The sequence below is a fragment of the Actinomadura sp. NPDC048955 genome (assembly GCF_040649435.1).
In the GTDB taxonomy this organism is placed as follows: Bacteria; Actinomycetota; Actinomycetes; order Streptosporangiales; family Streptosporangiaceae; genus Spirillospora; species Spirillospora luteofluorescens.
Map to the genome: position 1 here is coordinate 343,400 of NZ_JBEZJI010000002.1, position 25,992 is coordinate 369,391.

The 25,992-nt window shown below is 70.2% G+C and carries 24 protein-coding genes and 2 tRNA genes; 18 read left to right on the forward strand and 8 right to left on the reverse strand.

The genetic code is table 11. From position 1 onward, the window contains the following. The first annotated feature begins 48 nt into the window (after positions 1-48). From AB0C84_RS03680 to AB0C84_RS03690, 3 genes are all read left to right on the forward strand, one after another. Complete coding sequence (locus tag AB0C84_RS03680; protein WP_361060759.1) at positions 49-1,668, forward strand: FAD-dependent oxidoreductase; 1,620 nt, start codon at positions 49-51, stop codon at positions 1,666-1,668. A 43-nt stretch (positions 1,669-1,711) separates the two neighbouring features. Continuing rightward, positions 1,712-2,497, forward strand: a complete 786-nt coding sequence (locus AB0C84_RS03685) for an IclR family transcriptional regulator (protein ID WP_361060761.1) — start codon at positions 1,712-1,714, stop codon at positions 2,495-2,497. Between the two features lie 116 nt (positions 2,498-2,613). Next, positions 2,614-3,024: an organic hydroperoxide resistance protein gene (locus AB0C84_RS03690; RefSeq protein WP_179844670.1), complete on the forward strand. Its 411-nt coding sequence runs from the start codon at positions 2,614-2,616 to the stop codon at positions 3,022-3,024. 27 nt (positions 3,025-3,051) lie between these two features. Here AB0C84_RS03690 and AB0C84_RS03695 read toward each other — a convergent pair whose 3' ends face one another. Further along, positions 3,052-3,813 carry a class I SAM-dependent methyltransferase gene (locus AB0C84_RS03695; RefSeq protein ID WP_361060763.1) on the reverse strand — a complete coding sequence of 254 codons (762 nt, stop codon included), beginning with the start codon at positions 3,811-3,813 and terminating at the stop codon, positions 3,052-3,054. Between the two features lie 121 nt (positions 3,814-3,934). Between AB0C84_RS03695 and AB0C84_RS03700 the strand changes: the two genes are divergently transcribed. Together AB0C84_RS03700 and AB0C84_RS03705 are read left to right on the forward strand one after the other, a co-directional pair. Beyond that, entirely contained in the window at positions 3,935-4,885 is a 951-nt protein-coding gene (locus AB0C84_RS03700; protein ID WP_361060765.1) for an AraC family transcriptional regulator, read from the forward strand. 147 nt (positions 4,886-5,032) lie between these two features. Further along, on the forward strand, positions 5,033-5,392 hold the full coding sequence (locus AB0C84_RS03705) for a hypothetical protein (protein ID WP_361060767.1): 360 nt from the start codon (positions 5,033-5,035) through the stop codon (positions 5,390-5,392). Positions 5,393-5,614: 222 nt separating this feature from the next. Here AB0C84_RS03705 and AB0C84_RS03710 read toward each other — a convergent pair whose 3' ends face one another. Then, the gene (locus tag AB0C84_RS03710) at positions 5,615-6,355 is read right to left on the reverse strand and encodes an SDR family oxidoreductase (protein WP_361060769.1); all 741 of its coding nucleotides are present in this window, start codon (positions 6,353-6,355) and stop codon (positions 5,615-5,617) included. Between the two features lie 61 nt (positions 6,356-6,416). Here AB0C84_RS03710 and AB0C84_RS03715 point away from each other — a divergent pair, with 61 nt between their 5' ends. From AB0C84_RS03715 to AB0C84_RS03740, 6 genes are all read left to right on the forward strand, one after another. Beyond that, positions 6,417-6,986 (forward strand): TetR/AcrR family transcriptional regulator, encoded by a 570-nt coding sequence (locus AB0C84_RS03715; protein ID WP_361060771.1) that lies wholly within the window; start codon positions 6,417-6,419, stop codon positions 6,984-6,986. Positions 6,987-7,096: 110 nt separating this feature from the next. Beyond that, the gene (locus tag AB0C84_RS03720; RefSeq protein WP_361060773.1) at positions 7,097-7,450 is read left to right on the forward strand and encodes a DUF4190 domain-containing protein; all 354 of its coding nucleotides are present in this window, start codon (positions 7,097-7,099) and stop codon (positions 7,448-7,450) included. Positions 7,451-7,723: 273 nt separating this feature from the next. After that, positions 7,724-8,308, forward strand: a complete 585-nt coding sequence (locus tag AB0C84_RS03725) for an SUKH-4 family immunity protein (protein WP_361060775.1) — start codon at positions 7,724-7,726, stop codon at positions 8,306-8,308. Between the two features lie 5 nt (positions 8,309-8,313). Beyond that, entirely contained in the window at positions 8,314-9,021 is a 708-nt protein-coding gene (locus tag AB0C84_RS03730; RefSeq protein WP_361060826.1) for an AraC family transcriptional regulator, read from the forward strand. Between the two features lie 12 nt (positions 9,022-9,033). After that, on the forward strand, positions 9,034-10,212 hold the full coding sequence (locus AB0C84_RS03735) for a cytochrome P450 (protein ID WP_361060777.1): 1,179 nt from the start codon (positions 9,034-9,036) through the stop codon (positions 10,210-10,212). A 165-nt stretch (positions 10,213-10,377) separates the two neighbouring features. Beyond that, positions 10,378-10,989 carry a hypothetical protein gene (locus AB0C84_RS03740; protein WP_361060779.1) on the forward strand — a complete coding sequence of 204 codons (612 nt, stop codon included), beginning with the start codon at positions 10,378-10,380 and terminating at the stop codon, positions 10,987-10,989. A gap of 112 nt (positions 10,990-11,101) precedes the next feature. Here the strand turns inward: AB0C84_RS03740 and AB0C84_RS03745 are convergent, their stop codons facing one another. Then, entirely contained in the window at positions 11,102-12,064 is a 963-nt protein-coding gene (locus tag AB0C84_RS03745) for a hypothetical protein (RefSeq protein WP_361060781.1), read from the reverse strand. A gap of 723 nt (positions 12,065-12,787) precedes the next feature. Between AB0C84_RS03745 and AB0C84_RS03750 the strand changes: the two genes are divergently transcribed. Together AB0C84_RS03750 and AB0C84_RS03755 are read left to right on the forward strand one after the other, a co-directional pair. Then, a complete protein-coding gene (locus AB0C84_RS03750; RefSeq protein WP_361060783.1) occupies positions 12,788-12,976 on the forward strand; it encodes a hypothetical protein in 189 nt (62 codons plus the stop codon). A 278-nt stretch (positions 12,977-13,254) separates the two neighbouring features. Then, complete coding sequence (locus tag AB0C84_RS03755; RefSeq protein WP_361060785.1) at positions 13,255-13,668, forward strand: hypothetical protein; 414 nt, start codon at positions 13,255-13,257, stop codon at positions 13,666-13,668. A 452-nt stretch (positions 13,669-14,120) separates the two neighbouring features. Here the strand turns inward: AB0C84_RS03755 and AB0C84_RS03760 are convergent, their stop codons facing one another. After that, positions 14,121-14,891: an aminoglycoside phosphotransferase family protein gene (locus AB0C84_RS03760; RefSeq protein ID WP_361060787.1), complete on the reverse strand. Its 771-nt coding sequence runs from the start codon at positions 14,889-14,891 to the stop codon at positions 14,121-14,123. A 910-nt stretch (positions 14,892-15,801) separates the two neighbouring features. Between AB0C84_RS03760 and AB0C84_RS03765 the strand changes: the two genes are divergently transcribed. Then, a complete protein-coding gene (locus AB0C84_RS03765; RefSeq protein ID WP_361060789.1) occupies positions 15,802-16,347 on the forward strand; it encodes a hypothetical protein in 546 nt (181 codons plus the stop codon). Positions 16,348-16,913: 566 nt separating this feature from the next. Here the strand turns inward: AB0C84_RS03765 and AB0C84_RS03770 are convergent. The 3 genes from AB0C84_RS03770 to AB0C84_RS03780 all read right to left on the reverse strand — a co-directional run bounded on the left by AB0C84_RS03770 (position 16,914) and on the right by AB0C84_RS03780 (position 18,964). Further along, entirely contained in the window at positions 16,914-17,969 is a 1,056-nt protein-coding gene (locus AB0C84_RS03770; protein WP_361060791.1) for a TIGR03118 family protein, read from the reverse strand. A gap of 820 nt (positions 17,970-18,789) precedes the next feature. After that, positions 18,790-18,866: transfer RNA gene (locus tag AB0C84_RS03775), tRNA-Phe, on the reverse strand. Positions 18,867-18,886: 20 nt separating this feature from the next. Next, positions 18,887-18,964 (reverse strand) — tRNA-Asp (locus AB0C84_RS03780). A 272-nt stretch (positions 18,965-19,236) separates the two neighbouring features. Between AB0C84_RS03780 and AB0C84_RS03785 the strand changes: the two genes are divergently transcribed. The 3 genes from AB0C84_RS03785 to AB0C84_RS03795 all read left to right on the forward strand — a co-directional run bounded on the left by AB0C84_RS03785 (position 19,237) and on the right by AB0C84_RS03795 (position 23,496). Further along, entirely contained in the window at positions 19,237-20,658 is a 1,422-nt protein-coding gene (locus AB0C84_RS03785; protein ID WP_361060793.1) for an amino acid permease, read from the forward strand. Positions 20,659-20,736: 78 nt separating this feature from the next. After that, positions 20,737-22,428 (forward strand): adenylate/guanylate cyclase domain-containing protein, encoded by a 1,692-nt coding sequence (locus AB0C84_RS03790; RefSeq protein ID WP_361060795.1) that lies wholly within the window; start codon positions 20,737-20,739, stop codon positions 22,426-22,428. A 117-nt stretch (positions 22,429-22,545) separates the two neighbouring features. Beyond that, positions 22,546-23,496, forward strand: a complete 951-nt coding sequence (locus AB0C84_RS03795; RefSeq protein WP_361060797.1) for a glycerophosphodiester phosphodiesterase family protein — start codon at positions 22,546-22,548, stop codon at positions 23,494-23,496. Here the strand turns inward: AB0C84_RS03795 and AB0C84_RS03800 are convergent, their stop codons facing one another. Next, positions 23,497-24,378, reverse strand: a complete 882-nt coding sequence (locus tag AB0C84_RS03800; protein WP_361060799.1) for a LysR family transcriptional regulator — start codon at positions 24,376-24,378, stop codon at positions 23,497-23,499. It abuts the gene before it with no gap. A 192-nt stretch (positions 24,379-24,570) separates the two neighbouring features. Here AB0C84_RS03800 and AB0C84_RS03805 point away from each other — a divergent pair, with 192 nt between their 5' ends. Continuing rightward, positions 24,571-25,896: a HAMP domain-containing sensor histidine kinase gene (locus AB0C84_RS03805; RefSeq protein ID WP_361060801.1), complete on the forward strand. Its 1,326-nt coding sequence runs from the start codon at positions 24,571-24,573 to the stop codon at positions 25,894-25,896. Positions 25,897-25,992: the final 96 nt, after the last annotated feature.

A 25,992-nucleotide genomic window follows, 5' to 3' on the forward strand; every position in this document is an offset into this window, starting at 1 on the left:
CCCGTCGAGGAGGCACATGCCCCCCGCCACCACGGCCGAGAGGTGAACATGGAACGCACCGTCGACTTCCTGTGCGTCGGAGGCGGCCTCGGCGGCCTGGCCGGCGCCGTCCGCGCCCACGACCTCGGGGCGGACGTCCTGGTCGTGGAACGGTCCGACATGGTGGGCGGCGTGGCCGCCTACAGCGGCGGCTTCGTCTGGGTCGGCGCCAGCGGCCTGGCCGGCGGCGACGACTCGCTCGCCGCGACCGAGGCGTACATGGACCACGTCCAGGGGGAGGGCCGTCCGGTCGACCGCCGCGCCCGGCGCGCCTACCTGGAACTGGCGGTCGAGGCCACCCGGTGGTACCGCGCGGCCGGCGTGCCGTTCGAGGTGATCCGCAACTGCCCCGACCTCTACCACCCGGCACCGGGATCGACCGCCGAAGGGCGCCTGCTGGAGTGCGTCCTCCCCGGCGCGGCCCTAGGCGCCTGGCGGGACAAGCTGAGGCCGAGCCCCTACTACGAGATCGGCGTGCCGCGGAGCGACATCTATTCCGCGCGTGCCCTCGACCCCGCAGACGGCCTGCGCGGCGCCGCCGAGAAGGACCTGCTCACGCACGGCTCCGGCCTGTCGGCGGCGTTCGTCCGCGCTGCGCTCGTCGAGCGCGGCGTCGACTGCCTCCTGCGGCACCGCGCGACCGAGCTGCTCACGGACGGCAACGCGGTCACGGGCGCGGTCCTCGAGGGGCCGGACGGACGCGTGACGGTCCGGGCCAGGCACGGCGTGCTGATCGCCTCCGGCGGGTACGGCTACGCCCCCGACGCCGGCGAGCTGGAGGACGTCCCCGCTCTCGTCGAATCCGCACCGCCCGTCGTGGAGGGCGACGCCCTGCTGCTGGCCCAGCGGGCGGGCGCGGCGACCGTCCGGGGTGCCGACCCCTTCTTCAGCGTGGGCTTCCACTTCCCCGGGGAGACCCACCCCGGCAGCGACGTGCCGCTGTGCCGGCCGCTGCTGGAGCATCTCGGACTGCCGCACTCGATGATCGTCAACCGGGACGGACGCCGCTTCGGCGACGAGAGCTACTACGGCGCGCTGATCGGGGCGCTGCGCCGCTTCGACGGCAGGAACAAGCGGTGGGCCAACCACCCCTGCTGGTTCCTGGCCGACGAGGAGTTCCGCCGCCGCTACCGGCTGGGACCCTACGGACCGGGGGACCCCTGGCCGGACTCGATCGTCCGCGCGGACTCGCCGGAGGAGCTCGCGTGCGCCGCGGGCATCGACCCCGACGGGCTGGCCGCGACTTTCGCGACCTACAACGGGAACGCGGAACGCGGTGAGGACCCGGAGTTCCACCGCGGCTCCCTCCCCTTCATCCGCCGCGCCTACGGCGATCCGCACCACACGCCCAACCCGAACCTCGGCCCGCTCGCCACACCGCCCTACTACGCCCTCCCCCTGTCGATCGTCGGCTTCGGGATGGGGACGCTCGGGCTGTGGATCGACGGCCACGCCCGCGTCAGACGGCGGGACGGCTCGACGGTGACCGGCCTCTACGCCACCGGCAACGCCGCCGCCACCAAGGAGCTCAAGGGCTATGTCACCGGCCTCGCGAACGCGCGCAACCACACCTACGCCTACGCCGCGGCCACGCACGCCCTGAGCTCGCCGCCCCCCAGGGATCGATAGAATCGGAATATGGACCGGATTACGGAACGCTCAGGGAGGTCAGATGGCCTCCGATGACCAGGAGGGCCCGGGCGTCGACCCCAAGAACGTCGTGGTGTCGGTGCTCAAGGCCTGCCAGCTCATGGAGAGCTTCACCCGGGAGAGACCCAACCTCACCCTCGCGGACCTCACCGCGGCCACCGGCATGAACAAGACCACGGTCCACCGGCTCGCCGCGACACTGATCCAGGCCGGCTGGCTGACCCGGGGCGAGGGCGCCACCTACCGGCTCACCATGCGCCCCTTCCGCGTCGGCGCCGTCGCGCTCGCCGAACTGAGCCTGCGCAGCGAGGCGGTCCCGTTCCTGCGGGGCCTGGCCGACCGGTTCGGCGACACCGCCTACCTCATGATCCCCGGCCCCGACGGCGCCGTCTGCGTCGACATCTTCCAGGGCAACAACCCCGTACGGGTCAACACGGTCGGCGTCGGGACGGTCCTGCCGTACCACACCGCCGCCGGCCCGGTGGTCATGCTCGCCTTCTCCGCCGAGCTGCGCGAACGCTGGCTCGCCCGCACCCTCGACCAGTACACCTCGCACACGCTGGTCGACGCGGCGACCCTCGAGGAACGGCTCGAAAAGATCGCCCGCGACGGCTACGCGATCAGTGAGGAGGACTACCTCTACGGCGTCGGCGCCGTAGCCGCCCCCGTCTTCGACGCGCAGGGCGAGCTCGCCGCCACCCTCAGCCTGGGCGGAGTCAACGACGGCTTCCGCGGCAGCCGCCTCCTGGAGATCATCGAGGGCGTCACGTCCTCCGCGCGCCAACTCTCCAGCCGCCTGGGCCACTGACGCGCCGCGCCGGCGCGCCCCCTCCAAGCCCCCCGTCCCGGCGGCTCCACACACCATGCCCGCCCGCCGGCTCCACACAGCATGCCCGCCCCCGGGCGAAACCCGAGAGGAACCCCATGGAAACCCCCCGCTACACCGCCGTCGCCACCGCCAACGGCCGGGACGGCCGGGCCGTCACCTCGGACGGCCGCCTGGACGTGACCCTCGCTCCACCGCGCGAGATGGGCGGCACCGGCGACGGCACCAACCCCGAGCAGCTGTTCGCGGCCGGTTACGCGGCCTGCTTCGCCAGCGCTCTCGGCGCGGTCGCCCGCTCCGCCCGCCAGGACGTCCGGGACGTCTCGGTGACCGCCGAGGTCGGGCTCAACGGCGACACCGAGAAGGGCTTCAGCCTGAGCGTCGTCCTCCGCGTCGAACTTCCGGACGATCTCACCGGCGGACGGGAACTCGTCGAGCGTGCCCACCAGGTCTGCCCGTACTCCAACGCGACCCGGGGCAACATTCCTGTGGAACTCGTCCTCGAATAACCCACCAGAGGCCGGCGCCGCGACCCCTCAGAGGGCGGGGCGGGTGGCCTGCACGAAGGCGACCCGGCCGAACCTCAACTCGGCGTGCCCGACCTCCCTGGCGTCGTCGAACCCGGCCTCGGCCAGCAGTGCGACAACGCCGTCGCCATGGTCGCCGGACATGACCGGGCTGTGCGCCGCCTGGGAACGCTTGAGCCAGGGCAAGTGCCGGAGAACGTGCGCGAATCCTCCGCCGTGGCCATGCGCGTGGTGGCCGCCGTCCGTGGGATGGTCGCCGTGCGTGACCTCGGGCGAGGGGCCGCCGAAGTCGGCGATGGTGACCATTCCTCCAGGTCGAAGGGCGCGCAGCGCGTCATGCGCGAACGCGCTCCGGCCCTCGTCATCGAGGTGATGCAGGGCCAACGACGAGACCACATGGTCGAGCGAGCCGTCCTCCGCGGGAATGCGGTCGGCGTATCCCTGAGCGAGAGTGAGATCGACGCGGCGGCGCCGCGCCTTGCGCGCGGCCCTGCGAAGGGCGTCCGCGTCGGGATCGAGCCCGGTCACCCGCGCGGCGGGCTGGGCCGCGAGCACGGCGAGCGACAGGTTGCCCGTGCCGCAGCCGACGTCGACCACCGCCTGGCCGGGCTCGATGCCGGCGAGTCCGGCCGCACGCTCGTGCAGTGCGCGGACACCGGCCACCCTGGAGAAGACGTCATAGAACGGGAGAAGCCAGGTCTTGCCCGCGCCGGGCAGGAACGGGCGGTCCCGCTCCTCCGGGGTTCGCTGGTCGAGGATGCGTACGTTCACGGCTGCCCCTTGTCGTCCTGTGGCCGGTCCGTCCCGCGACGAGCCCGGCGCAGACCCTGGTGTGCTCACCTCCGAGTCTTGGACATTCCGCGGCCGGCGAGCAGGACATACGTTGGCAGTCATGGGACATTCTTCGGTCGCCCCCTCGCCGGGGTCCTCGCCGGGGTCCCCGTCGAGGCTGCGGACGGTACGGCTCGACGGGACGCCCGTGTACCGCTACCAGCAGCGCCCCGGCCTGCCTCCCGTCTCGGTGGTCCGCTTCGACGCCGGAGCCGCCCACGCCGACCTGCCGCCGGACCACCGGCACGCCCACGACTTCCTCGTCCTCGTCTACGTCGAGGAGGGCGCGGGCTCGGTCGCCATCGGCGGCGCCGAACGGCCGCTGCGCGCCGGCGAGGTCCACGCGGTGTCGCCCGGGCAGGTCATCGGCGTCGCGGACGTCGCCGAACTCGGCCGCAGCCGCGCGTGGTCGGTGGCGTTCACGCCGGACGCCGTCCCCGCCCTCGCCTCGGTCTCCCCGCTCACCTGGACGCACCACCCCCTCCTCGCCCTGTTCGCCTCCGGCGCGGAGCCCGGCCGGGTCGCCGAACCCGACCGGGCGACCTGGTCGGCGCTGCTGGCGGACCTGGCCGGGGAACTCGCCGACCCGGGCCGTCTCGGAGCGCGCGAGGCCATCGCCGCCACGCTCACCCGGCTCCTGGTCGCGGCCGCGCGCCTGGCGCCCTCCGCCCCCGGCGCGCCGGACCCGCTCGTCGAGCAGGTCTTCGCCGAGATCGAGGCGACGTTCCGCGAACCGGTCTCCGCCGCGGACGTCGCCCGCGCGCTCGGCTACACCCCCGGCCACCTCACGACCGTGCTCCGGAGGCGTACCGGCCGCCCCCTCCTCGAATGGATCACCGAACGGCGCATGATCGAAGTCCGGCGCATGCTGCGCGAGACCGACCTGCCGCTCGACGCCGTGGCCGCCCGGACCGGCCTGCGCGACGCCACCTACCTCGTCCGCCGCTTCCGCAACCGCTACGGCGTCACCCCCCAGCGATGGCGCCGCGCCGAGCGGGCCTGGCCGGTCTAGGGCGCACACCGTTCCCGGCGGAGGCCGTGCGGATGGGGGACCTTCGTCCACTGCTCACCAGCGCGGCTCATGTGCTCGGCTGGAAGGAGATGGGGCCGCAGGGCGACCGGCTCCGCGGCCGGGCACGACGATTCGGGGGAGGCATTCATGGAAACCGGAATTCTGATCAGGTGGGGCGCCCCGCGGCCGGGACGCGAGAAGGACTCCCTCGACCTCTTCCAGAAGTCGGTCGACTACTACCGCGGCCTCGTCGCGGACGGGAAGCTCGGCTACTTCGAGCCCTTCATGCTCGGCAGCGGCGACTCCGAGATCGAGACCGGCTTCTTCATCATCAAGGGAGAGGTGACCCAGGTCTTCGAACTGCTCGACGATCAGCAGCACCGCGATCTGATGGCGCAGGGCAGCGTGCTGGTCGAGCACTACCGCTTCGACATGCTGGCCGTCGGCGAGAGCATCAAGCGGTCGGTCGGCGACTACAAGCGAGGTCTCTCGGCCGCCGGGGTCTAGGGCCTGTCTCGAAGTGGCTCCGGTCAAGCGCGCGAACGCGTGAACTGGCCGGTGGAGCGAGGCCGGAGGCGAGCGGAACCGGGCAGATCGCGAAGCGATGCCGCGTTCGCCCAGGCACGGTCACGTAGCGAGCCGTCAGGCGAGCGAAGTGGGCCGGGACTTTGAAACACAGCCTAGCCCGACGGCGTCAGGGGCGTCCGCCGGCCGGGGGAGCCGCGCACCTCAGCCTTGCCGGGCCGGTCGAATGGTCAGGTCCCCGATCTCGACGTCGTCGGGCTGGTCGACGGCGAAAGCGATCGCCCGAGCCACCGCCACGGGATCGATCCCGAGTTCGGCCATGTTCCGCCTGGCCTGCTCGCGCACGGCCGGATCGTCGACGGCGTTGTCGATGAGCTCGGTGCGGACGTAGCCGGGGGAGATCGACGTCGTCCGCAGGACCCCGTCGGTGCTCTCCTGCCGGAGGCCCTCCAGGAGGGTGCGCACCGCGTTCTTCGTCCCGGCGTACACCGCCTGGGTGGGGACGATCTTCAGGCCCGAGGTCGAGACGACGGTGACGAGGTGGCCGCCGCCCTGACGGCGGAACACCGGCAGGGCCGCGGCGATCCCGTGCAGGATCCCCTTGACGTTCACGTCGACCATCGCCGACCAGCCCTCGACGTCCAGATCGGCGACGGGACCGATCTTGCTGATCCCGGCGTTGCCGACGAGGACGTCCAGGCGGCCGAAGCGTTCGACGGCGAGGGTGACGAGCGACTGGAGGTCGCCGGGACGGGTGACGTCCACGCGCGTGGCGGCCGCCTCGCCGCCGGCGGCCTCGATCTCGGCGACCAGCCGGTCCAGCCGCTCTGTGCGGCGGGCGCCGAGGACGACGGCGGCGCCGAGCGAGGCGAGGTGGCGAGCCGCCGCCTCACCGATCCCGCTGCTGGCGCCGGTGATGGCGATGACCTTGCCCTGGACGGTCATGAGGAACCTCCGCACTAGAATGGGACACATGTCCGGTTATACCAACGACCTTAGCGGACACGTGTCCGCTTCCGCTCCGAGCGGTGGAACGCGGCGTGCGGACGCCCAGCGCAACCGGGAGCGCATCCTCCAAGCGGCACGCGATCTCGTGCACGAGCCGGGGGAGCTGAGACTCAACGCGGTCGCGAAGGCCTGCGGTATCGGGCAGGGCACGCTGTACCGGCACTTCCCGACACGCGAGGACCTCCTGGTCGAGGTGTACCGCCATGAAGTGGAGGAGCTCGTCGCCGCCGCTCCACGTCTGCTGGAGACCCACCGCCCGCTGGACGCGCTGGCGGCATGGTTCGACCGGGTGGCCGCCTACGCCCGCGTCAAGCGCGACGTGTTCGCGGCCGTCGAAGCGGCGACATGGCGCGACCTCGCCGCCCACAGCCTCGGCCCGATCGGTGAGGCGGTGGAACTGCTGCTGGCCGCCGGCCGCTCGGCCGGAAGCGTGCGCACCGACGCCGAGGCCCGCGACGTCATCGTGCTCATCAGCTGGCTGTCGCGGCTGGACGACGCCGAACTCGACGCGCGAGGCCCGCGGTTGCTGTCCATCCTCGTCGACGGCCTCCGCGCCCACCGTCCCTGAGACGAACGGCCCGCGACGAACACTCGCCCGAGACCTTCCAGGTGACTCTCGCCCGCCTCGTTGATCAGGGTTTCCGCTGGTAGGGTGCCCGGCAATCCGAGGGGGCGATCATGAGTACTGCCGGGCAGCAGGGCACCAGGCCGAGCGCCAACCGTCCGGCGAAGGTGAGCCTGTTCTTCGCCGGCTCCGGTATCGCGACATTGGCGAACTTCGCGACGGGCATCGCCTGGATCAACCCGGCCGTCTTCGTCGGACTCGCCGTTCTGTGCGCGCTGGCGGCCATCATCGCCGGCCATGTCGGCCGCTTCCGGGGCCGCCGTCTTGACGGGGACGGCCGCGGAATGGCGCTGCTGGGAATCGTCCTCGGCTGGCTGCTGATCCTCATCTGCCTGCTGGCGGTCATCGCGGTCCTGGGCCTCATCGCCGGCCTGGCCGTCCTGGTGGACGGTGCCGACTCCACCTGACTCCACGCGACCCCGCCCCTGTTCACGTTCTGGCCACGCACACGGTGATCGCCGCCGTACCGCGCGAAGAACCGGCACCACAGAGGAACGGGGGCCCGGCTGGTGCCGGGCCCCCGTTACTGATGCGGACAGGCTTGGGCCTCTCCGCGACGGACGTCTCAGGCGGAGTCGGAGTCGCCTGGAGCGTCCCGATCCGCAACGCTGTTGGTTGCGACCGCTTCCATCCACTACGAGTCCTACGGTGCCCATATCGCCGAGTTCGGAGTTCCGGCTGTGCTTTTCGACGTCACCCGCGGCGAACTCGCCGACATCTTCGGCGAGGACCGGCTCGTGACCCTGCCCGCCACCGCCTTCCCGCCCTCCGCCGCGGACACCGAAGGCGCCCGCCTCCTGCAAACCGCCGGCGTCCCCACCGGGACGTTCTGGCTGCGCGAGCCCGACGAGAACTCCGGTCGGCTGCCCGTCCTCCAAGACGTCGTCGACGCTTCGGTGGACGCGGCCGAATGGCCCGTCATCGGCTGGCTCCTCAACGCCCACCTCGCCCTGGACCCCAGCACTGGCAAGGTGCACGCATTCGACCCCGACGATGAGACCGCGGAGGAACTCCACACGGACGTCTCGTCCCTCATAGGTGTCACCTTCCGCTTCCAGCGCTTGCTGGAGGAATTCACCTTCACCGGCGACGAAGAAGCCGAATTCGAGCGCCTGGAGGACGAGGTCACACGCATCCGCCAGGAAACGTCCAGCATCGACCCGCTCCCCTTCCGGCACGAGGAGACCGCCTGGTCGATCGTCGGCGACGAGATCGCCATGGGCCAGCGCTTCACGGGCAACAGTCCTGGAGCCCGCTCGCGTTGACCGAAATGTCCGTTCCCGCAGACCTGGCCCACCTGGTGGCCGGGAGCTGGATCCTGGACGGCGCCGCGGTGCCTCGGGCACTACCGCAACCCGCCGTCGACCTGGTGGTGATGCCGGACGGGCGATGCCGGCTGGCCGGGCCGGAGACCCATCGGCGGCAGGGGCCGCTGCCGCCGGGCGGGGCGCTGGTCGGAGTGAGGCTGCGGCCGGGCACCGCGCCCGGGTTGTTCGGCGTGGCGGCCGACGAGGTGCCGCTCGCCGGTGCCCCGATCGAGGTCGGGCGTCTGCCGGGAACGCCCCAGGCGCGGCTCGCGGCCGCGCTCGCGCTGGTACGGGCACGGGCGGGGCAGTGCCGCGTCGACGAAAAGGTGCGCAGGACGTTGGCGTTCATGCACGCGGCACCGGGCGCTCCCGTGGCCCGGCACGCCACTGAAGTGGGACTGTCCGAACGGCAACTGCGGCGCCGATTCGTGGTCGCCGTCGGGCTCCGGCCAAAGGCCTACATCCGAGTCGTCCGCCTGCACGGCGCACTGGACGCCGCCCGGACCGCACTCTCCCGGGGCGTACCTCCGCAGTGGGCCGAAATCGCGGGAGAGTGCGGCTTCTACGACCAATCGCACCTGCTCGCCGAATTCCGAGAAGCTGTCGGTGTGCCCCCCAACACGTTGCTGCGTGATGTCCGTTTTCTCCAATCGTCGCGAATCCCGGGATGACACGCTCGCGGCATGGGCAACGAAATGGTCGAGAGCATCCTCGACTGGCATAGGGAGACCGCGCGGCAAGGTCTTGTCGGCGACGGCGTCCGGTATCTGGAAGGTCCGGACGCCTGGGCGGTACACGGCCATGCCGCGGCCAAGCAGGTACTGACCGACCATCAGGTGTTCTCGTCCGACGAACTGCGTTACAGCGCGCGACCCGTACCGCACCGCGACAACCCGATCCTGGGCAGCCTCGCCGCGATCGACCCGCCGCGGCACCACCTGCTGCGCAAGCTCGTCAGCCGGGCGTTCACCCCCCGCGCGGTGCAGACCCTGCTGCCCCAGATCGCCGACACGGTGCGGGCCCGGCTGGCCGAGGTCGACGGCGAGCTGGACGTGATCGACCGCCTCGGCCACCCGCTTCCGGTGCACACCATCGCCACGCTGCTCGGCGTCGAACCCGCCCGGCAGCCGGACTTCGTCCGCTGGACCGAGGCGATCACCTCCTTCGCCGGCGCGTTCACCCAGGACCCGGCACGGCGGGCGGCGTTCGATACCGCCCGGACCGAGCTCACCGACTACTTCCAGGAAGCATTCGCGGACCGGCGCGCTCGCCCCCGGGACGACATCATCAGCGTCCTGCTGGCCGCCGAACCGGACGGCACCCGCCTCACCGAGGACGAACTCCTCAACTTCTGCACCCTGCTGCTCATCAACGGCCACGAGACCACCAGGACGCTGCTGGTCAACACCGTGCTGTGCCTGTCGGCCCACCCGGACGCGCCGGCCGCACTGCGCGCGGACCCCGCTCTGCTGCCCGGCGCCATCGAGGAGGTCCTGCGGTTCCTCCCGCCGACCGGTGGCACCGATCGGTTCACCACCGTCCCGGCGAACATCGCCGGACACGCGATCGAGGCCGGCAGTCGAGTGATCATCATGATCCTCTCCGCCAACCGGGACCCCCGGATGTTCACCGAGCCGAACCGGTTCCGGCCGGACCGCGCACCCGGCCCTCACCTGTCCTTCGGCCACGGCGTCCACTTCTGCCTCGGCGCCCACCTGGCCCGGCACCAGGTCGCGATCGCGACAGGCGAGCTACTGCACCGACTGCCCGGCCCGTGGTCGGTAAGCCGGATCGAAACGGCCCGCACCCCCGTCGGCATAGACGTACTCGACCTCGCCCTGGCCGCCCCGAAGGCCACGTGACGTCCGCCGCCGCGACAGACGAACTCCAGCAAGGATCGATCGTCGCCGCCTGCAGAAGCGCGGACCAGCCAGGAGACGAGCAGATCCATGACCACCCCGGAAGTCCCCCAGGGGAGGGAGCCTGTTCGCCCCTTCGGGTGGTCTCCCGAGCCTGGGGATTCGTGATTGTTGAGAGCGCGCGACACCCGCTACGGCACGGAGAACTTGATGACCCTGACACGATCGATGCCGGCCACGGAGAACGTCACAGCGTCCGAAACCCTCTCGGGCGTTCCCCGCTGGGCAGTCTGGTGCGCCTGGACGACCGTCCTGTGCACGGTGCCGTCCGGCGTGTGGCGAATGGCGCTCGGCTTCGGCGCCGATGTCGGCTTCACCGGCAAGCTTGGCGAGATGTATACCGGCGTCGACATCATGGTGTACGTCCTGACCCTGACGGTCGTGTCACAGGCTGCGGCGTTCCTCACCCTGGGACTGATCCGGCCGTGGGGGCAGACCGTGCCTCGGCGGATCCCGTTCCTCGGCGGCCGGCGGATCCCGCCGCTTGCGGGGATCATCCCGGCCGCGCTCGGCGGCGCCGCGGTGACCGTACTTTGCCTCGCCCTGGTCCTGCCCTCGGGCGGGCCCCTCGCCAACCCTGAGTTCCCGCAGGGCACGGCAGGTCTGATCATGGACGTCTGCTACGCCCCGCTCCTGCTGTGGGGACCGTTGGTCCTCGTCCTCACCGCGCACTACGCTCGCCGCAGGTCGGCTGCACCTGACCCACGTCACGCCGCGTGACAGCAGCCCGGCGCCTGCGGGGCGCTCAGGTCCACATCGGCGGCCGAGACCTCACCGATGTGGACCCGTTCGAGGCCCGGGCCCACCTGGCCGCCCGCCCCGGAGCCCTAGGTCACCACTTGCTGGACCAGTAGATGGCGTCCATGGCCACGCGGGTGGGCGGGGCGCCGTTCCGGATGTGCTTCCAACCGCCGTCGTTCAGGCTGTAGTTCAGCCGGTAGTGCCCGGAGGTCCTGGTGCGCAGGTCGCTGTGCCGGAGACCGGCGACCGGGGCGTAGCGCACCCGGTGCTGGGCCCCGATGAGCTCGGCCGCCGAGCTGGAGGAGTTGACCGCCTCGTCCCTGTCGGTGGCGATCAGCGTCCAGTCGGTGCCGCCCTCGGCCTGGGGCAACTGCGGGCCGAGCCAGTTCAGGAACGAATTCGTCCCGCTCATCTCCCGGCACTGCCTGTTGGACGCGCAGTACGTCGGCAGGATGGCGCCCTTGTGTGGCGTGCCCAGCGTCACCACGTCCTGGATCAGCAGCTTGGGCGGCCACCCCGGCTCGTGGCGCGCGTAGCCGGCGATCGCGGCGCGGGCGACCAGACCGCCCATGGAGTGCGCGACGATGTCGACGGTCTGGCCCTTGGACGAGTAGTTCTTGTAGATGTTCTGGGCCAGGTTCCTGCCGAGATCCTTGATGGAGGTGTCGTTCGACCCCTTGGCGATCCGCACACAGCCCTTCGGATTGTCGGTCGAGTAGTAGCCGACCCGGTGGAACTTGCCCGTCCACCCCCAGCCGCGCATCGCGTCCACCGCGCCGCTCCACTTGCTGGCGCATCCGGTGTCGGTCACCTTCTGCCGGTACCCCTTGATGAGGTAGACCGGCGTGTTCGCCGAGTCCCCGCTGACGCGGGTGCCACCGGCCGCGATCTGCGCGGCGCTGAGACTGCCGGCCGCCTGGGTGCTCTTGGTGCCCCCGGCGCTCAGCTTCGTCTCCCGAGCGGACGTCGCGTCGCACGCCACCAGTCCCAGGCCGGTCGTCACCACGAGGCCCGCGGCGGCGAAGGCGGCCTTTCTCTGGATGCTGATCGCCATGATTCATCTCCCTTTTCGGTAACTTGTGGAGAAATTACTCGGGGTGAATCGTGGGCGGGGAGGGCTTAAAGGCCCCAATACGCCAGCGGAATCTTGGGGCCCTAGGGCTCTAGTGGGATAGGGCCCCCACCCAGCGGGCCCGGGAGTTCTGGTTCGTGCGACCAGCCTCAAGGTAGCAGATCTGTGCAGGTCAGAGCTGTGTAGAGTCGTCCCGTAGAACCGTCCGTCGGCTCCCAAGCGCTACCCGCGGGCCCCAGCCTGAGTGAGTGCACCGACAATCGAAACGCCGTAATAGATGAACCGGCCACGGCCTGAGCGTCAGATTCGCATAGAACCAAAGACGGCCAGAGAAACACCCCCGGAGAAGTCCTCCAAGCATCCGCGGGAGCTGCTCATCGGGTCCCCGACAGCCATCAGCGCTAGGCGGTTCAAGGCCATCGCCATAGCCGCCACCAAGATCGCCCGTTTCAAGCCGTTCGTCCGCGCCCAACGTCAAGTCGCTCCGAGAGGCCGCCTGCCCAGCGACCGCTGGGGCCGCCCGTGAAGACTTGGCGAACGTACCCATCCCGCACGATCGGCATCCAGCTGACCTGTGGATTTGCCGTATCAGGCTGGCTGACGAGTGCCTGAGGGTTATCCGGTGGCCCCCGGCGCTGGCTGCTCATACCCTCAGCAACGTGGGCCGGGATGTGATGCGGATGATGTGGATCGATCAGGTGGCACGTGGCTAGGCGGCGCTACGTGGCTCGTGGCGTCCCCGGTGGCTACCGCATCTGGGACAACCGCCGACGCAAGTGGTGGGGAGACGTCTATGAACTGTGTCCGGACGACCTTCTCACCGAACTCAACGGCGATGCCGACTACCAGAAGGTGACGGCCCTGCTCCGCCGCTACCGGGCGTTGAAGCGCTAGAGCTCGTGATGCGTCGTTGATCGGTGCCCCGGCAGGCATCAGGCAGGGGAGGTCACGGGACGAGTTTGGCCAGGCCGCCGCCGGGGGCTCAACTCGATGAGGCCGCACGAAATGCAACACATCTGCGTCTCCCTGCTTCCAAACTTCGGCGGATAGCGCACGTCGTCGGATAGATCATCGAGTGCGGCGACATTGAGGCGACCATGCCGGTCCCAGACCTGAGTCTGGGCTCGTTTATGCATTTGAGGGACGTACAGGGAGCGCTCTACCGTTGGCTGATGCGCTACCTGCCGATGTCCTTGGCGCTGGGGGCTCTGAATCGCGGACGCCCGATAGAGCAACTCCTCGGTGGTTTCGAAGAAGCCGGACGCCGAGGAGTGAGATACGTAGTAATCACCCCGGCACCCGACGGTGTCTACTACATCTCGTGCACGGCAGTCGAGGACACGATGGAGCTAGACAGGCACGACGGCCTGCTCTATCCGAGCGATGATGCGTTCTACCCAGAGGACGCGGACAGCGAGGGAGCCCGCACAGTGGGCACCGCCTCGACACCGGAGGCGGCCATTGAGCTGGCGGAGCGGGAACTGAACGCTGATCCGCACTGGTGGGTCAACCTCGGGATGCTGGGCTACGAGTACAGGGACTTTGTCGCAAGAGGCCGTCCGCTCGGCCCGTGGCAGCCCTCATAAGAGGCCCCGGTTGTTCACCGAGGTCAGACGGTGCCTGACGTACGCCCGTGGCGCCGGTCGGATGCGGTCAGTGCCGTCAAGGTCTCCGCCACCGATCGCTCCGCGAACGTCGTTCTCTCAACCGCCGAACGTGCCGCTCGTGCTGTCCGGCCCGGCGCCGCTGGGCGCGGTCGATGAGCAATGTTCGCGAGTCGGCCGCCAACTCGTACAGTTCGACTTCGAACGGGTCTGCGTCGTACTCGACGAGCCAAAGTGTCTCGATCTTGCTCGGCGGTGATTCGCCGGCGCACATGTTCCCGCCAGAGGTGCTCGCTCGCCTCGGCCTCGTCCATGTCCCGACGATAACTGCTGATCGCACCATGAACACCCGGATACAGCCACCCGCACACAGCCTTGCCCCGACCGGCCGCATCTCCCTCGCCCCGACGACTAGGGCGCACGGCATGGGGCCGTCATTCGAACAGATGACGGTTCGAATCGCTCCAGACGAGTCGGCGGTCGAGTTCTTCCAGCAGACCCTCGCGGACCCACGTGGCTTGCGGCTCATGCCCTTGAGAGGCCAGCCGGCGCACCAGGTCGATGTTCTGCCGCTGTCTGTCGATCACTGCATCCACGATCCCCAGGGGCGCGGCAAGACCGTAGGCGGTGCAGAACAGCTCCAGGCGGTGGCGCCGATCGGGCACCTGTGTGAAATGCAGCCATCGCAGGCACTCGGCGTCATCGCGGAACGGGGCGAGGTATTGCAGCGCGTAGGCCACATCGCTTAGGCGTGGCGCCGGGTGGACGAAGTCCCAGTCGATGATCCCCACTGGTTGATCGCCGCGCCACACCACGTTCCACGGGCCGAAGTCGCCGTGGCAGACAACCTGACCTTCAACGAGCGCGCTCGCGCCGCAAGACCAGACGGACTGTTCCGGCGGTGAGAAACCCACGGTCGCGTCGTGGTAGTCGCGCAGCAGCCGAGCGAAGGCGGACAAGCCCCGGTCATCCACTACCTTGGCCCAGCCCTGGGGCCCGGATTCGCCATCAATGAAGGTGAGAACCTCCCGGCCCTGCTCATCGATCCCCAGGGGACGGGGCGCATAGGGAAAGCCCACCGCTTCCAGATGTCCGAGCAAGGCGTGCACCGTCGCCGTCCAGGGCTGCATAGGCCGACGAACGGTGTCCCCGACCCGCACCACCCGCCGATGGGGCCCGTCCTGCAACACGTCCTCACCCACCATCCACGCGACGCTACCGCCTCCCCACACCCCTGGCTCCTCATTATTGAGACCACCAATTCCCAGCCAGAGAGCCACCCGGCAAATGGTCGCCAGTCGGGAACCCGAACCGGCCGCTAACACGCAAGGGGAAGCACCCAGCAGGCGCCCGGACGACCGGCCCCTGCCGATTACGTCCCATCCATCGAAGGAACGTCTTAACCACCAGAGACAAACTCAGATCAAAAACTTGGCAATAATGCCGACGGGATGCACTTGTACTTCACCACCCCGCCCGGTGCCCGGCTGCGCAACCCCGCCGCCTGGTTGGGACGGCCGGTCGACACCCATAGTCAGGGGCCACGTGGTGGCCGCAGGCAGCAGTCTCACCACCGACGGCCTCCAGGTGACGGTGAACGACATCACGCCAGCGCCGCTGCCAAGATGGCTGGCCGACCTGCTAACCAGGACCGACCACCCTGCCGCGCTGGTGCCGAAAAGCTCCCGAGGCGACACCGGTGCAGCAACCAGATGTAGCCCCACATCGGTTCGGACGGCCGATGAGACGGTGACGGTCGGACAAGGCCGAACGGATAAGAGAAGACCTGTGCAGCTTGGTGAAGTAACTGCGTTGGATGCCATCGAAGTGAAGTGTTAGTCTGGCCCTACATGCGTAGTACTATTCCTACATGTCAGGCAAGCATACGCGGGCGGCCATCAGGGAGTTAGAGGAAGCCGGGTGGAAGATCACCTACACCAGCGGACGGGCTCACGCCTATGCGAGGGCATCCTGCCCTGGCGGTCCCGGCTGCTGTGCCCCTCCCTTCTCGATCAACGGAACTCCCGACGTTGACGAACACGAGGCGCAGAAGATCCGGAGGCGGATGCGACAGCATGACGCCAAGGAGGCCGAACGGCATGAAGGGGAGGATTGATGAGCACCTACTGGTTCGAGCTTGAGGTCGGCCCGGTCAGTGACCTCGAGGAGGCCGCAGAGCGGCTGTACTCGCGTTGCGGTGACGGTCAACTCTCTGGCGACGAGCAGGGTGGCACGGTCCTGTTCTCGCGCGAGGCCCCCAACGCAATCGGGGCGATCCTGTCTGCCATCGACGACAGCGAGCGCAGTGGGCTGGCGGTGACCGGTGTCATGGAGGACCTGGTGACCATCGACGACATCGCTGAGAAGACCGGCAGGTCGGCCCCAGCGGTCGGACACTGGACGACCGGTGAACGCGGCCCTGGAAGTTTCCCCGCTCCGGTCATTCATCGCGGTAGTCGCGTCAAGCTGTACTCCTGGGCTCAGGTGTCTCGCTGGCTTGCTGATGCTGGACTAGGGAAGATCGACTCGGTTGCCGCGGAGGTCGCCGCCGCAACCGCTGATGTGGACGCACTTCTGCGTGCTCGGCAGGTTCTACGCGACGCTCCCTCGGGGAAGCGGGAAGCTCTTGTGAAGCTGGTAGAGGGGCGTAAGCGTCCTTGAGCAGCGTAGGTTCGTCCGGGTCCATGGCTGCGGCCCAAGTTCCGCTGTGCCTGTGCCGGATCTGTCGCCTGCGCTCCACTGGGAGTGCAGCCCGCCGAGCCACGAGCAAACAACGCGTCCTGATCCGAGAAGACTGACGCTTGGCGCAGCGAGCGCCCGCCCGGACGGGCCGGACGGGCGCTCAAGTGGGGACTACGCCGCAGGTCAGCGAGACCCGACCAAAGTTCTCCATGGTTACCGGAGTCTCGGGAGGGGGCGCTGCCCTACTGCGGACTGGATCAGTCAGATCCGGACTTGTTCCGGCTCTGATACTTCGCGGCCCCGTAGGAAGCCACGAGGACCACGCAGATCGCCGCCGCCCCCAGGGGGCCGGGAGCCGTCTGCGCTAGGAGCATCCCCAGGAGAATGCCGGCCAGGGTGTTCAGAGGCGACAGCATCGCCTTCGCCGATACACGAAGGTTCTGCTCATACGCCTTCACTATCACCACGCCGCTGAGCAGCGTGCCGACCGCTCCCGCGCCCGCACAGATCAGCAGGTACGGCCCGGCCGCTGGTCACGCTCGTGTTCAGTGCAGGCGGGCCTTGCGCAGCAGGCCGACGAGGCCGTGCGTCTCGTCGTTCGGGCCGGACGAGAACCAGACGGCGTCGGTGCCTCCGGTCGTCGGCGTCCCGCGCAGGAGCGACCACAGGCCGTCGATCTCGATCGGGCGGCCGTCTGGCCGGCGCAACGCGCCCCGCCAACGGCCATGCCGGGTGAAGGCGTTGATCCGGCCGTCGCCGAAGTTGCCGACGAGGACGTCTCCGGCGAAGTCGCCGAATGATCGGGGCGCGATCACCAGCCCCCACGGCGCGTTCAGCGGACCACGGGAGGCGAAGCGGTGATGGGACCGACCGAACCGCCGGTACTCCACGACGAAGCCGAGCCCGGGGCCGGGGACGTCGTCCTCGGCGTCCGCATCCTGCTTGGCGTAGGTGACGAACACGGAGCGGCCGAGGACGGCGACGTTGAACGGCGCGAAGCCTCGTGGGATCGACGGGTCGTTGAAGCGCCCGCCGGGCAGCCTGAGCCGCCGGAACCTACCGTCGAAGACGTCGATGCGTCCGTTGTGGAAGTCAGTCGCCAGCAGGAACGCCCCATGGCGGGTGTGCAGCAGCGCCAGTCCCTTGTAGATGGCGCCTCGCGCGCCCGCCACGCGGACCGCGGTGGTCCCCGTGTTGCGGTTCCATGCGGTGATCGCGCCGCTCTCGCTGCTGAAGATGAAGGAGGCCGGCGCGCCCTTCACCGCGAAGTCGGCGGTGTTGTTGAACACCTCTCCGGTGGGCGCGCCGCCCTCGACGGCGACTTCCAGTGCCTGCTTCGTCACGCCTTTCGCGCCGCCCGCGTACACGGTGGCGACGCCGGTGCCGTTGTTGGCGGCCCACAGCGGCCCGGTCGGGCTAAGCGCCAGGCCCCATGGGTTGACGAGCTTGGGGTCCTGAAGAGGCGCCCGGCCCGGGATGTCGGAGATCAGGTCGGTCTCGGTGAACCGGGTGTGCCAGCCCAATCCGTCGGCGCGGTTCGGGGTTTCGGCGGACGCGGGACGGGTCGGGGCCATTCCTGCCAGCAGGGCTAGGGCGGCCATGAGCATACCTAGAGTTCTTCGCATTCAGATCTCCCTGAATCGATCAGCGGGTCCGGTCGGACCGCGGCGATAATTACCCCGGGCAGGTTCGGCGAATCCGGCCGCCGCACCAGTCGACGGAATCCTGACCAACAACGACGGCCGCTTTACGTTCTGAGGCGATCAGTGCACCGCCCCAGTAAAAAACCGAGCCCGAGGAACCAACCTCATGAGCCGGAAACAACCAGCTCGGCCCGCCCGGACACCCAACTCGCGGGCTGAGTTGCAGGAAGGCAGGGCAAGGGGCCCGTCCATGGTCAGAGCACCAGAAGCCCTGCGGCAGCGATCGTCCCGCTTTCGCGCGCCCGGCCACGCACGGCGATCGTCTCGGACCTCAGTTATGGGATCGGCGCGCGAGCCAGGAGATTGATGCGCTATCACCGAGCCTCGGTGGCGGCGTCAGATGCCTACACCTTTGCAGTAATCACTCTTACTGGATTGGTCGGCCACTGGACACCGTGATCTGCTCCGCTATAAATCTCGCGAGAGAAATTATGCGGGCTAGATCAACATCATGTATTCAAGGGGTCTGGCCTCGTTCGGTGTGGCGTCAGGGTGTCCATGTCCAGGAAGGTCAGCCCGAAATGTCGCCGAGAAGGCGCGCGAACCCGGCCTCGCCCGGTCCGGCGCCGCCGACCAGGACAAGTGTGGTCGTCGCGGTGCTGCCGCTCGTAGCTCGCGCCTGTTGGCGGGGGACCGTCAGACCTCTTGCCTACGCCGGTCGCTGCCAAAAAAAGATGCCCCGGGCCGTGTGGCTCCGGGGCGTTGTTGCTGGTCTTGGTGGTGGGCAGGGGCGGGGTCGAACCGCCGACCTTCCGCTTTTCAGGCGGACGCTCGTACCGACTGAGCTACCTGCCCAGGACGCGTGGTGGTGCGTCTGGCGGTCCTGACGGGATTTGAACCCGCGGCCTCCACCTTGACAGGGTGGCGAGCACTCCTAACTGCTCCACAGGACCTTGCGTCTCCGAGCCTATCGGCTCTGGAGGGGTGTCTTGGCCGGTGTTCCCGGCGCTTGGCGACGTCCGAGAGCATACGCGATGGCCGAGTGGGTCGCCAACTCGATTACCCCGGGCGGGTGAGGGGACGATCCGGGCGGGGAGAAACAGGACGGACAAGAGTGTTTCGTGTTTGTGCTTGGGGCTCCTACTCTGTCCGAGTTGCGCAACCGTGCGTGATCGGAGGGTGGCGCCGGATCCCCCTGCGGGGACGGCTGTAGAGAGGAGGCCGCGTGGTCGCGAAGCTCCCAGACCAGAGCGCGGAGGACTACCAACGCGGGCTTGGTACCCGCCAGATCCAGATGCTGGCCATCGGCGGGACGATCGGCACCGGGCTGTTCCTGGGCGCCGGGGAGAACATCGCCAAGGCCGGGCCCAGCCTGATCCTGACGTACGCCGTGGCGGGGCTGGCGCTGTTCTTCGTCATGCGGGCGCTCGGCGAGCTGCTCACCTACCGGCGGGCCGAGGGCGGGTTCGCCGGGTACGCCCGGGAGTTCCTGGGGCCGTTCTGGGGGTACGCCACGACCTGGACGTACTGGATCATCTGGGTGACGACCGGGATGGCGGAGCTGACCGCGGCCGGCAAGTACATCCAGAAGTGGTGGCCGGGCGTCGAGCAGTGGCAGACGGCGCTGGTGGCGCTGGTGGTCCTGTTCGTGGTGAACCTGATCTCGGTGAAGCTCTTCGGCGAGCTGGAGTTCTGGTTCGCGATGATCAAGGTCGCGGCGATCGTGATGATGATCCTGGTCGGGATCGGGGTGCTGGTCTTCGGGTTCAGCGACGCGGGGGACACCGCGCGGGTCGGGAACCTGTGGGACCACGGGGGCGTGTTCCCCGAGGGGGCCGGGGCCACGATCATGACGCTGCAGATGGTGATGTTCGCCTACCTGGGCGTCGAGCTGGTGGGCGTGACGGCGAGCGAGGCCAAGGACCCGGAGAAGAACATCCCGCGGGCGATCAACGCGCTTCCGGTGCGGTTCGCGCTGTTCTACCTGGGGTCGCTGCTGGTGATCCTCGCGGTGGTGCCGTGGACGGCGTTCAAGGGCGGGGCGAGCCCGTTCGTGCTGGCGTTCGACCGGATCGGCATCCCGGGCGGTGCGGACATCGTCAACTTCGTGGTGCTGACGGCGGCGCTGTCGTCGTGCAACGCGGGCGGGCTGTACTCGACGTCGCGGATGCTGCGGACGGCCGGCGTCAACGGTGACGGTCCGAAGGTGCTCGGACGGCTCAACGGGCGCGGCGTGCCCGTCCTGACCGTCGTCATCTCCGCGCTGGTCATGGGCATCGGCGTGGTCGTCAACGCGGTGGTGCCGGACAAGGCGTTCGAGTACATCACGTCGGTGTCGACGGGTGGCGCGCTGCTGGTGTGGACGGTGATCCTGCTCGCGCACATGGCGTACCGGCGGCGGTCGGCGGCCGGGGAGCTGCCGAAGGCGCCGTACCGGATGCCGTGGGCGCCGTACACGAACTGGGCCGTGCTGGCGTTCTTCGCGTTCGTCACCGTGACGATCGCATGGGAGGCCGACACGCGGATCGCGCTGTACGTGATGGCGGCCTGGGCGGCGCTGGTCGTGGTCGGCTGGACGTTCGTCCGGCGCAGCTCGCAGGAGGCGCGGGTGCCGCTGCCGCTGGCCGAGGAGAGCACGAGCGCCTGAGTGAGGGCATCCCACGGCGGGACGGCGCCCGCCGTGGGATGATCCCTCTCGGAGGTTCCTTCCCCTCCGGAGGCGCACGTGACCAGCAGGCTTGAGATCCGGGTGCGATGGGTCCTGCTGTTCGTGGTGGGCGTCGCGAACATCATCGGCTCGCTGGTGGTGCTGCTGTTCGCGACGTTCGTGGTCCCCGACCCGCCGCTGGACGACCGCGACTATGTGCATCTGGTGAACGCGGTGGCGTTCTTCAGCTATCCGGTGGTCGCGGCTCCGGCGGCGCTGCTGTGCGGGCTGTGGCTGTGGCGTCCGGTGGTCACGTTCGTCCGGGACGGGGGAGAGCCCGACCGGCGGCAGCGCCGGGCCGTACTGCTCGGGCCGTTGCGGCTGACGCTGCTGGTCGGGGCGCTGTGGGCGGTCGGCGCGCTCGGCTGGGCGGCGCTCGACCTGGTCCTGTTCACCGGGCGGCTGGCGGTGAAGACGGGGCTGACGTGCCTGCTCGGCGCGGGCACGACCTGCACGATCGTCTACCTGCTGTCGGAGCGGCTGCTGCGGCCGGCGGCGGCGCTGGTGCTGGGCGCGGAGCGTCCGAAGAGGCTCCGGCTGCCCGGGGTGACGACGCGGGTGATGCTCGCCTGGGCGCTCGGGACGGCGATCCCGGTGTTCGGGCTGATCTGCGTGGCGATCGCGGCGCTGGCCTCGCCGGACATCAACGTCACCCAGCTCGCGATCACGATCCTCGGGCTCGGCGGTGCCGCGCTGCTGGCGGGGGTCTGCGTGATCTACATGGCGACGCGGGCGATCGCCGACCCGATCAAGGCGGTGCGCAGCGGGATGGCGCAGGTCGAGCGGGGCGACCTCGGCGCCGAGGTGGACGTGTACGACGCGAGCGAGGTCGGGCAGCTGCAGGCCGGGTTCAACCACATGGTCGCGGGGCTGCGCGAGATCGAGTGGCTGCGCGACCTGTTCGGGCGGCATGTCGGCGAGGAGGTCGCCGACCTGGCGCTGGAGCGCGGCGTCGTCACGCTGGGCGGCGAGACGCGGGAGGTGGCCGTCCTGTTCGTGGACCTGACCGGGTCCACCAGGCTGGCCGACACGCGCGGCCCCGACGAGGTGGTGGGGCTGCTCAACCGGTTCTTCGGCGTCGTGGTGTCGGCGGTGGCCAGGCACGGCGGCTGGATCAACAAGTTCGAGGGCGACGCGGCGCTGGCGATCTTCGGGGCGCCGACGCAGGTGGAGGACTCGGCGGGCGGGGCGCTCGGCGCGGCCCGCGAGCTGGCGGTGCGGCTGCGCGCCGAGGTGCCGATGCTGGACGCGGGGATCGGCGTGTCCGCGGGCCCGGTCGTCGCCGGGTACATCGGCGCGGAGGAGCGGTTCGAGTACACGGTGATCGGCGATCCGGTGAACGAGGCGGCCCGGCTCAGCGACCTCGCCAAGGACGAGGAGGGACGGGTGCTCGCCTCGGCGGCCGTCCTGGAGCTGGCGCACCTCGCCGAGTCCGACGAATGGGATCTCGGACGCTCGGTGACGCTGCGCGGGCGGAGCCGTCCGACACGGCTGGGCACGCCGCGCCGCCACGCGCTTCCCGTGATCCCCGCTCCGCGGCGCGAGCCGGAGCCGGGGCGGACGAGGCGCCCGCTCCGGCGCGGCAGGAGGCTGCTGTTCGGCGCGCTGGTGCTGGCGAAGGCGGCCAAGAGCGCGCGGGCCGCCGGGCCGGACGGCGGCGAGGAGCCCGGAGGTCGTTCGGGCGGCCCGGCCGTGTCTGACTCGTCCTGACGGGACCCGATGCGTATCGTCACCTTCGGTACACAGTCTGCTACCGATCCGTAACTCCGGTGTCACCGGACGGGCCGAGGGTTGGGGCGGACAGCCCCGGCTCCCGAGAGGTGACTGATGCACCGGCGGAATCGTCTCGCGCTCATCGCCGTCCTGGCCACCGCGGCCGTCGCCGTCCCGGCGGCGCCCGCCGACGCCCGTCCAGGCCCCGACCCGCTCCTGTCCCTGCTGCCGGGCGCCCCGGAACCGCGCCCGCGCACCGCCCCCGCCCGGGCCCCGGATCCGGACGCCGGCGTCGTGAACGTCGCGCACCGCGGCGCGTCCGCGTACGCGCCGGAGAACACGCTGGCGGCGTTCCGGCTCGCCCAGGCCAGGCGGGCGGACATGTTCGAGCTGGACGTCCAGGAGACCAAGGACCACCAGCTCGTGATCATGCACGACACCACCCTGGCCCGGACGACGGACGCGGAGGAGGTCTACCCCGGCCGCGGTCCCTGGAAGGTCGCCGACTTCACCCTCGCCGAGATCGGGAGGCTCGACGCCGGCGGCTGGTTCGCGCGGAAGTACGCGGGCGAGCGCGTCCCGACGCTCGGCCAGGTGCTGGCCGCGATGCGCGACCGGGGCCTCGGGCTGCTGCTGGAGATCAAGAGCCCCGAGCTGTACCCGGGCATCGAGGGGCGTATTGCGGCGGAGCTGCGGAGGTCCCCGTCCTGGCTCCGGTACGACCCGCGGGAGCGGCGCCTCGTCGTCCAGTCGTTCGACTGGGAGTCGGTGCGGCGGTTCCACGCCGTCCTGCCGAAGGTGCCGACCGGACTGCTCGGTACCCCGAAGGCCGCGGACCTGCCGAAGCTCGCGAAGTACGCGGACCAGGTCAATCCGCCCTTCGCGGGCCTGGCCGAGGACTACGTCGACGAGGTGCACGACGCCGGGATGGACCTGCTCACCTGGACGGTCAACGATCCCGGTGACATGGAGCGGGCGATCGACCTCGACGTGGACGGGATCATCACCAACAGGCCGGACGTCCTGCACGGCGTCGTGGACGGCTCCGCCGAGCGGGCGGCCTGATCAGGAGGGCCACCGGCGCGCGCGGGCGATCAGCGCCCGCGCCGCCGGGCCGCGCGGCCCCTCGGCGCGCCAGGCCAGGGCGATCCGCCCGGTCAGCCGCGGCCGGACGACCGGGAGCGCGCGCAGGTCGTCCGGGCGGTCGCGGGCGGCGGACTCGGGCAGCACGGCGACGCCGAGGCCGTGCGCGGCGATCTCCGCGAGGACGGGCGGCTCGCCCGCCTCGAACGCGACGCGCGGGCGCAGCCCGGCGTCCGCGAAGGCCCCGTCCAGGACGGACCGCAGCCCGGTGCCCCTGGGCAGGCAGATCAGGTTCTCCTCGGCGAGCGCCCGCAGGGTGATCGTGGGCCTGCGCGCCAGCGGGTGGGCGCTGGCGACCGCGGCGACGAGGTCCTGCTCGATGACGACCCGCGTCGCGAGGCCCTCGGGCGGGCCGGCGCCGAGGCTGAGGAACGCCAGGTCGATCCGCCCGGTGCGGAGCCCCTCGGTCAGGGTGGCGGAGTCCTCCTGGACGACGGTGATCTCGACGTCCGGGTGGTCGCGGTGGAAACCGGCCAGCATGCCGGGAAGGTCCAGCGACCGGATCCAGTCGATCGTGCCGATCGTGACGTGCCCGCGGAGCAGGCCCGTCAGCTCGTCCACGGCCAGCCGGGCGCCCTCGACCGCCGCCAGCGCGGCCCGCGCGTAGGGCAGGACGGCGGCGCCGACCTCGGTCAGCCGGACGGTCCGGCCGGAGCGGTCGAGCAGCGGCTGGCCCAGTTCCCGCTCCAGTTGCCGGATCTGGGCGCTCACGCCGGGCTGGGCGACGTGCAGCCGGGCCGCGGCCTTGGTGAAGCCGGCCTCTTCCGTTACCGCCACGAAGTACTCAAGCTGGCGCAGCTCCATAACCGAGCATGCTAGCCGGGCTGCTTTCCAGTGCCCGGGCTTCTGCCTGCCCGGTCGGTCCGGCAACCATTTCTTTTGCCTGTCTTGGCCGCATCTCTGCTGTTCGGAGGACTGATCCCGGCGTGTGCGGTGATTACCTCACCTGCGGGAGGTCGGGTGGACGGACGGCGCACATGGTCCATACGGGTGCGGATGACCGTTATTGCCGGGACGGTCACCGCGGTGATCTGCGTGATCGTGACGACGCTGGTCCTCGTGGAGGCGCGCGGTTCGGAGACCGACTCCTCCCGCGGCGAGGCGACCGCGGCCGCGCTCCGGTTGTCGTACACGCTGCGGCGCGGGTCGGTGCCCGGCCGGATCGACGGGATTCCGGGCGTCATGCTGCAGGTCATGGACGAGCGGCGGCGGGTGATCGCGGGGACGCCGGGACGGGTGCAGGCCCGGCGGCCGCTCGCCGGCTTCGTCCCGTCGGAGACGCGCGTGTACACCACCCGGAAGGTGTGCTCGCCGGTGCGGCGCCACCGGTGCCTGTGGGTGATCGGCTTCCGCGTCTTCAAGCCGGGCGGCGACTGGCTGATCTACGCCGCCGTCCCCATCGTCCCCTGGTACGTGAGCCCCGGCCTGCTCATGTTCCTGGCCAGCGTCTCGCTGCTGGTGATCCTGCTGGGCTGCCTGCGCGCCTGGGCGACGGTGGACCAGACCCTCGCCCCGGTGGACGCGATCCGGGCCGAACTGGCGGAGATCACCGCGCACCGGTCGGGCCGCCGGGTGACGGTGCCGGAGAGCCGGGACGAGATCAGGCGGCTCGCGGAGGCCGCGAACGCGACCCTGGACCGGCTGGACGGCGCCCTCGAACGGCAGCGCAGCTTCACCTCCGACGCGTCCCATGACCTGCGCAGCCCCATCGCGGCCGCGCGCGCCCAGATCGAGGAGGCGCTGCTGTTCCCCGACGACGTCGACTGGCCGCGGACGGCGCGGAGCGTCCTGCAGAGCCTGGAGCGGCTCCAGGCGATCGTGACGGACCTGCTGCAGCTCGCCCGGCTGGACGCCGCCGCCTGGCAGGAGGTCGAGACGATCGACCTCGCCGCGCTGGTCACCATCGAGGTGGCGAGGTCGGACCGGACGAAGCGGATCGTCCCGCACCTCCAGGAGGGGGTGACGGTGCGGGGGGACCGGCTGAGGCTCGTCCGCCTGCTGACGAACCTGCTGGACAACGCCGAGCGGCACGCCGAGTCGCGCGTCGACATCACGGTGTCGCGGGAGGGCGACACCGCCGTGCTGGAGGTCGTCGACGACGGCGCGGGGGTCCCCGAGCGGGACCGGGACCTCGTGTTCCAGCGCTTCGCCCGGCTGGAGGACAGCAGGGCCCGCGACCCGGGCGGCACCGGCCTCGGCCTGCCGATCGCCCGGGAGATCGCCGAGCTGCACGGCGGCAGGCTCACCATCGAGGACAGCGAGCGAGGCGCCCGGTTCGTCCTGCGGATACCGCGCAACCACGACGGCCGTCCGGTCGACTAGCTGTGATGTCCAGGGAGGTTGTACCGCTCGGCATCGGTGAGTCTGTCTGACAGATGAAGGCCTCCGGTTGTGAAGTGGAGCTGTCTAGTTCACCGC

Bases quoted from the DNA above. Each gene is read 5' to 3' on its own strand.
- AB0C84_RS03680 (WP_361060759.1), top strand. From the start codon at position 49: ATGGAACGCACCGTCGACTTCCTGTGCGTCGGAGGCGGCCTCGGCGGC.
- AB0C84_RS03685 (WP_361060761.1), top strand. From the start codon at position 1,712: ATGGCCTCCGATGACCAGGAGGGCCCGGGCGTCGACCCCAAGAACGTC.
- AB0C84_RS03690 (WP_179844670.1), top strand. From the start codon at position 2,614: ATGGAAACCCCCCGCTACACCGCCGTCGCCACCGCCAACGGCCGGGAC.
- AB0C84_RS03700 (WP_361060765.1), top strand. From the start codon at position 3,935: ATGGGACATTCTTCGGTCGCCCCCTCGCCGGGGTCCTCGCCGGGGTCC.
- AB0C84_RS03705 (WP_361060767.1), top strand. From the start codon at position 5,033: ATGGAAACCGGAATTCTGATCAGGTGGGGCGCCCCGCGGCCGGGACGC.
- AB0C84_RS03710 (WP_361060769.1), bottom strand. From the start codon at position 6,355: ATGACCGTCCAGGGCAAGGTCATCGCCATCACCGGCGCCAGCAGCGGG.
- AB0C84_RS03720 (WP_361060773.1), top strand. From the start codon at position 7,097: ATGAGTACTGCCGGGCAGCAGGGCACCAGGCCGAGCGCCAACCGTCCG.
- AB0C84_RS03730 (WP_361060826.1), top strand. From the start codon at position 8,314: ATGTCCGTTCCCGCAGACCTGGCCCACCTGGTGGCCGGGAGCTGGATC.
- AB0C84_RS03735 (WP_361060777.1), top strand. From the start codon at position 9,034: ATGGGCAACGAAATGGTCGAGAGCATCCTCGACTGGCATAGGGAGACC.
- AB0C84_RS03745 (WP_361060781.1), bottom strand. From the start codon at position 12,064: ATGGCGATCAGCATCCAGAGAAAGGCCGCCTTCGCCGCCGCGGGCCTC.
- AB0C84_RS03755 (WP_361060785.1), top strand. From the start codon at position 13,255: ATGCGCTACCTGCCGATGTCCTTGGCGCTGGGGGCTCTGAATCGCGGA.
- AB0C84_RS03760 (WP_361060787.1), bottom strand. From the start codon at position 14,891: ATGGTGGGTGAGGACGTGTTGCAGGACGGGCCCCATCGGCGGGTGGTG.
- AB0C84_RS03765 (WP_361060789.1), top strand. From the start codon at position 15,802: ATGAGCACCTACTGGTTCGAGCTTGAGGTCGGCCCGGTCAGTGACCTC.
- AB0C84_RS03770 (WP_361060791.1), bottom strand. From the start codon at position 17,969: ATGGCCGCCCTAGCCCTGCTGGCAGGAATGGCCCCGACCCGTCCCGCG.
- AB0C84_RS03795 (WP_361060797.1), top strand. From the start codon at position 22,546: ATGCACCGGCGGAATCGTCTCGCGCTCATCGCCGTCCTGGCCACCGCG.
- AB0C84_RS03800 (WP_361060799.1), bottom strand. From the start codon at position 24,378: ATGGAGCTGCGCCAGCTTGAGTACTTCGTGGCGGTAACGGAAGAGGCC.
- AB0C84_RS03805 (WP_361060801.1), top strand. From the start codon at position 24,571: ATGACCGTTATTGCCGGGACGGTCACCGCGGTGATCTGCGTGATCGTG.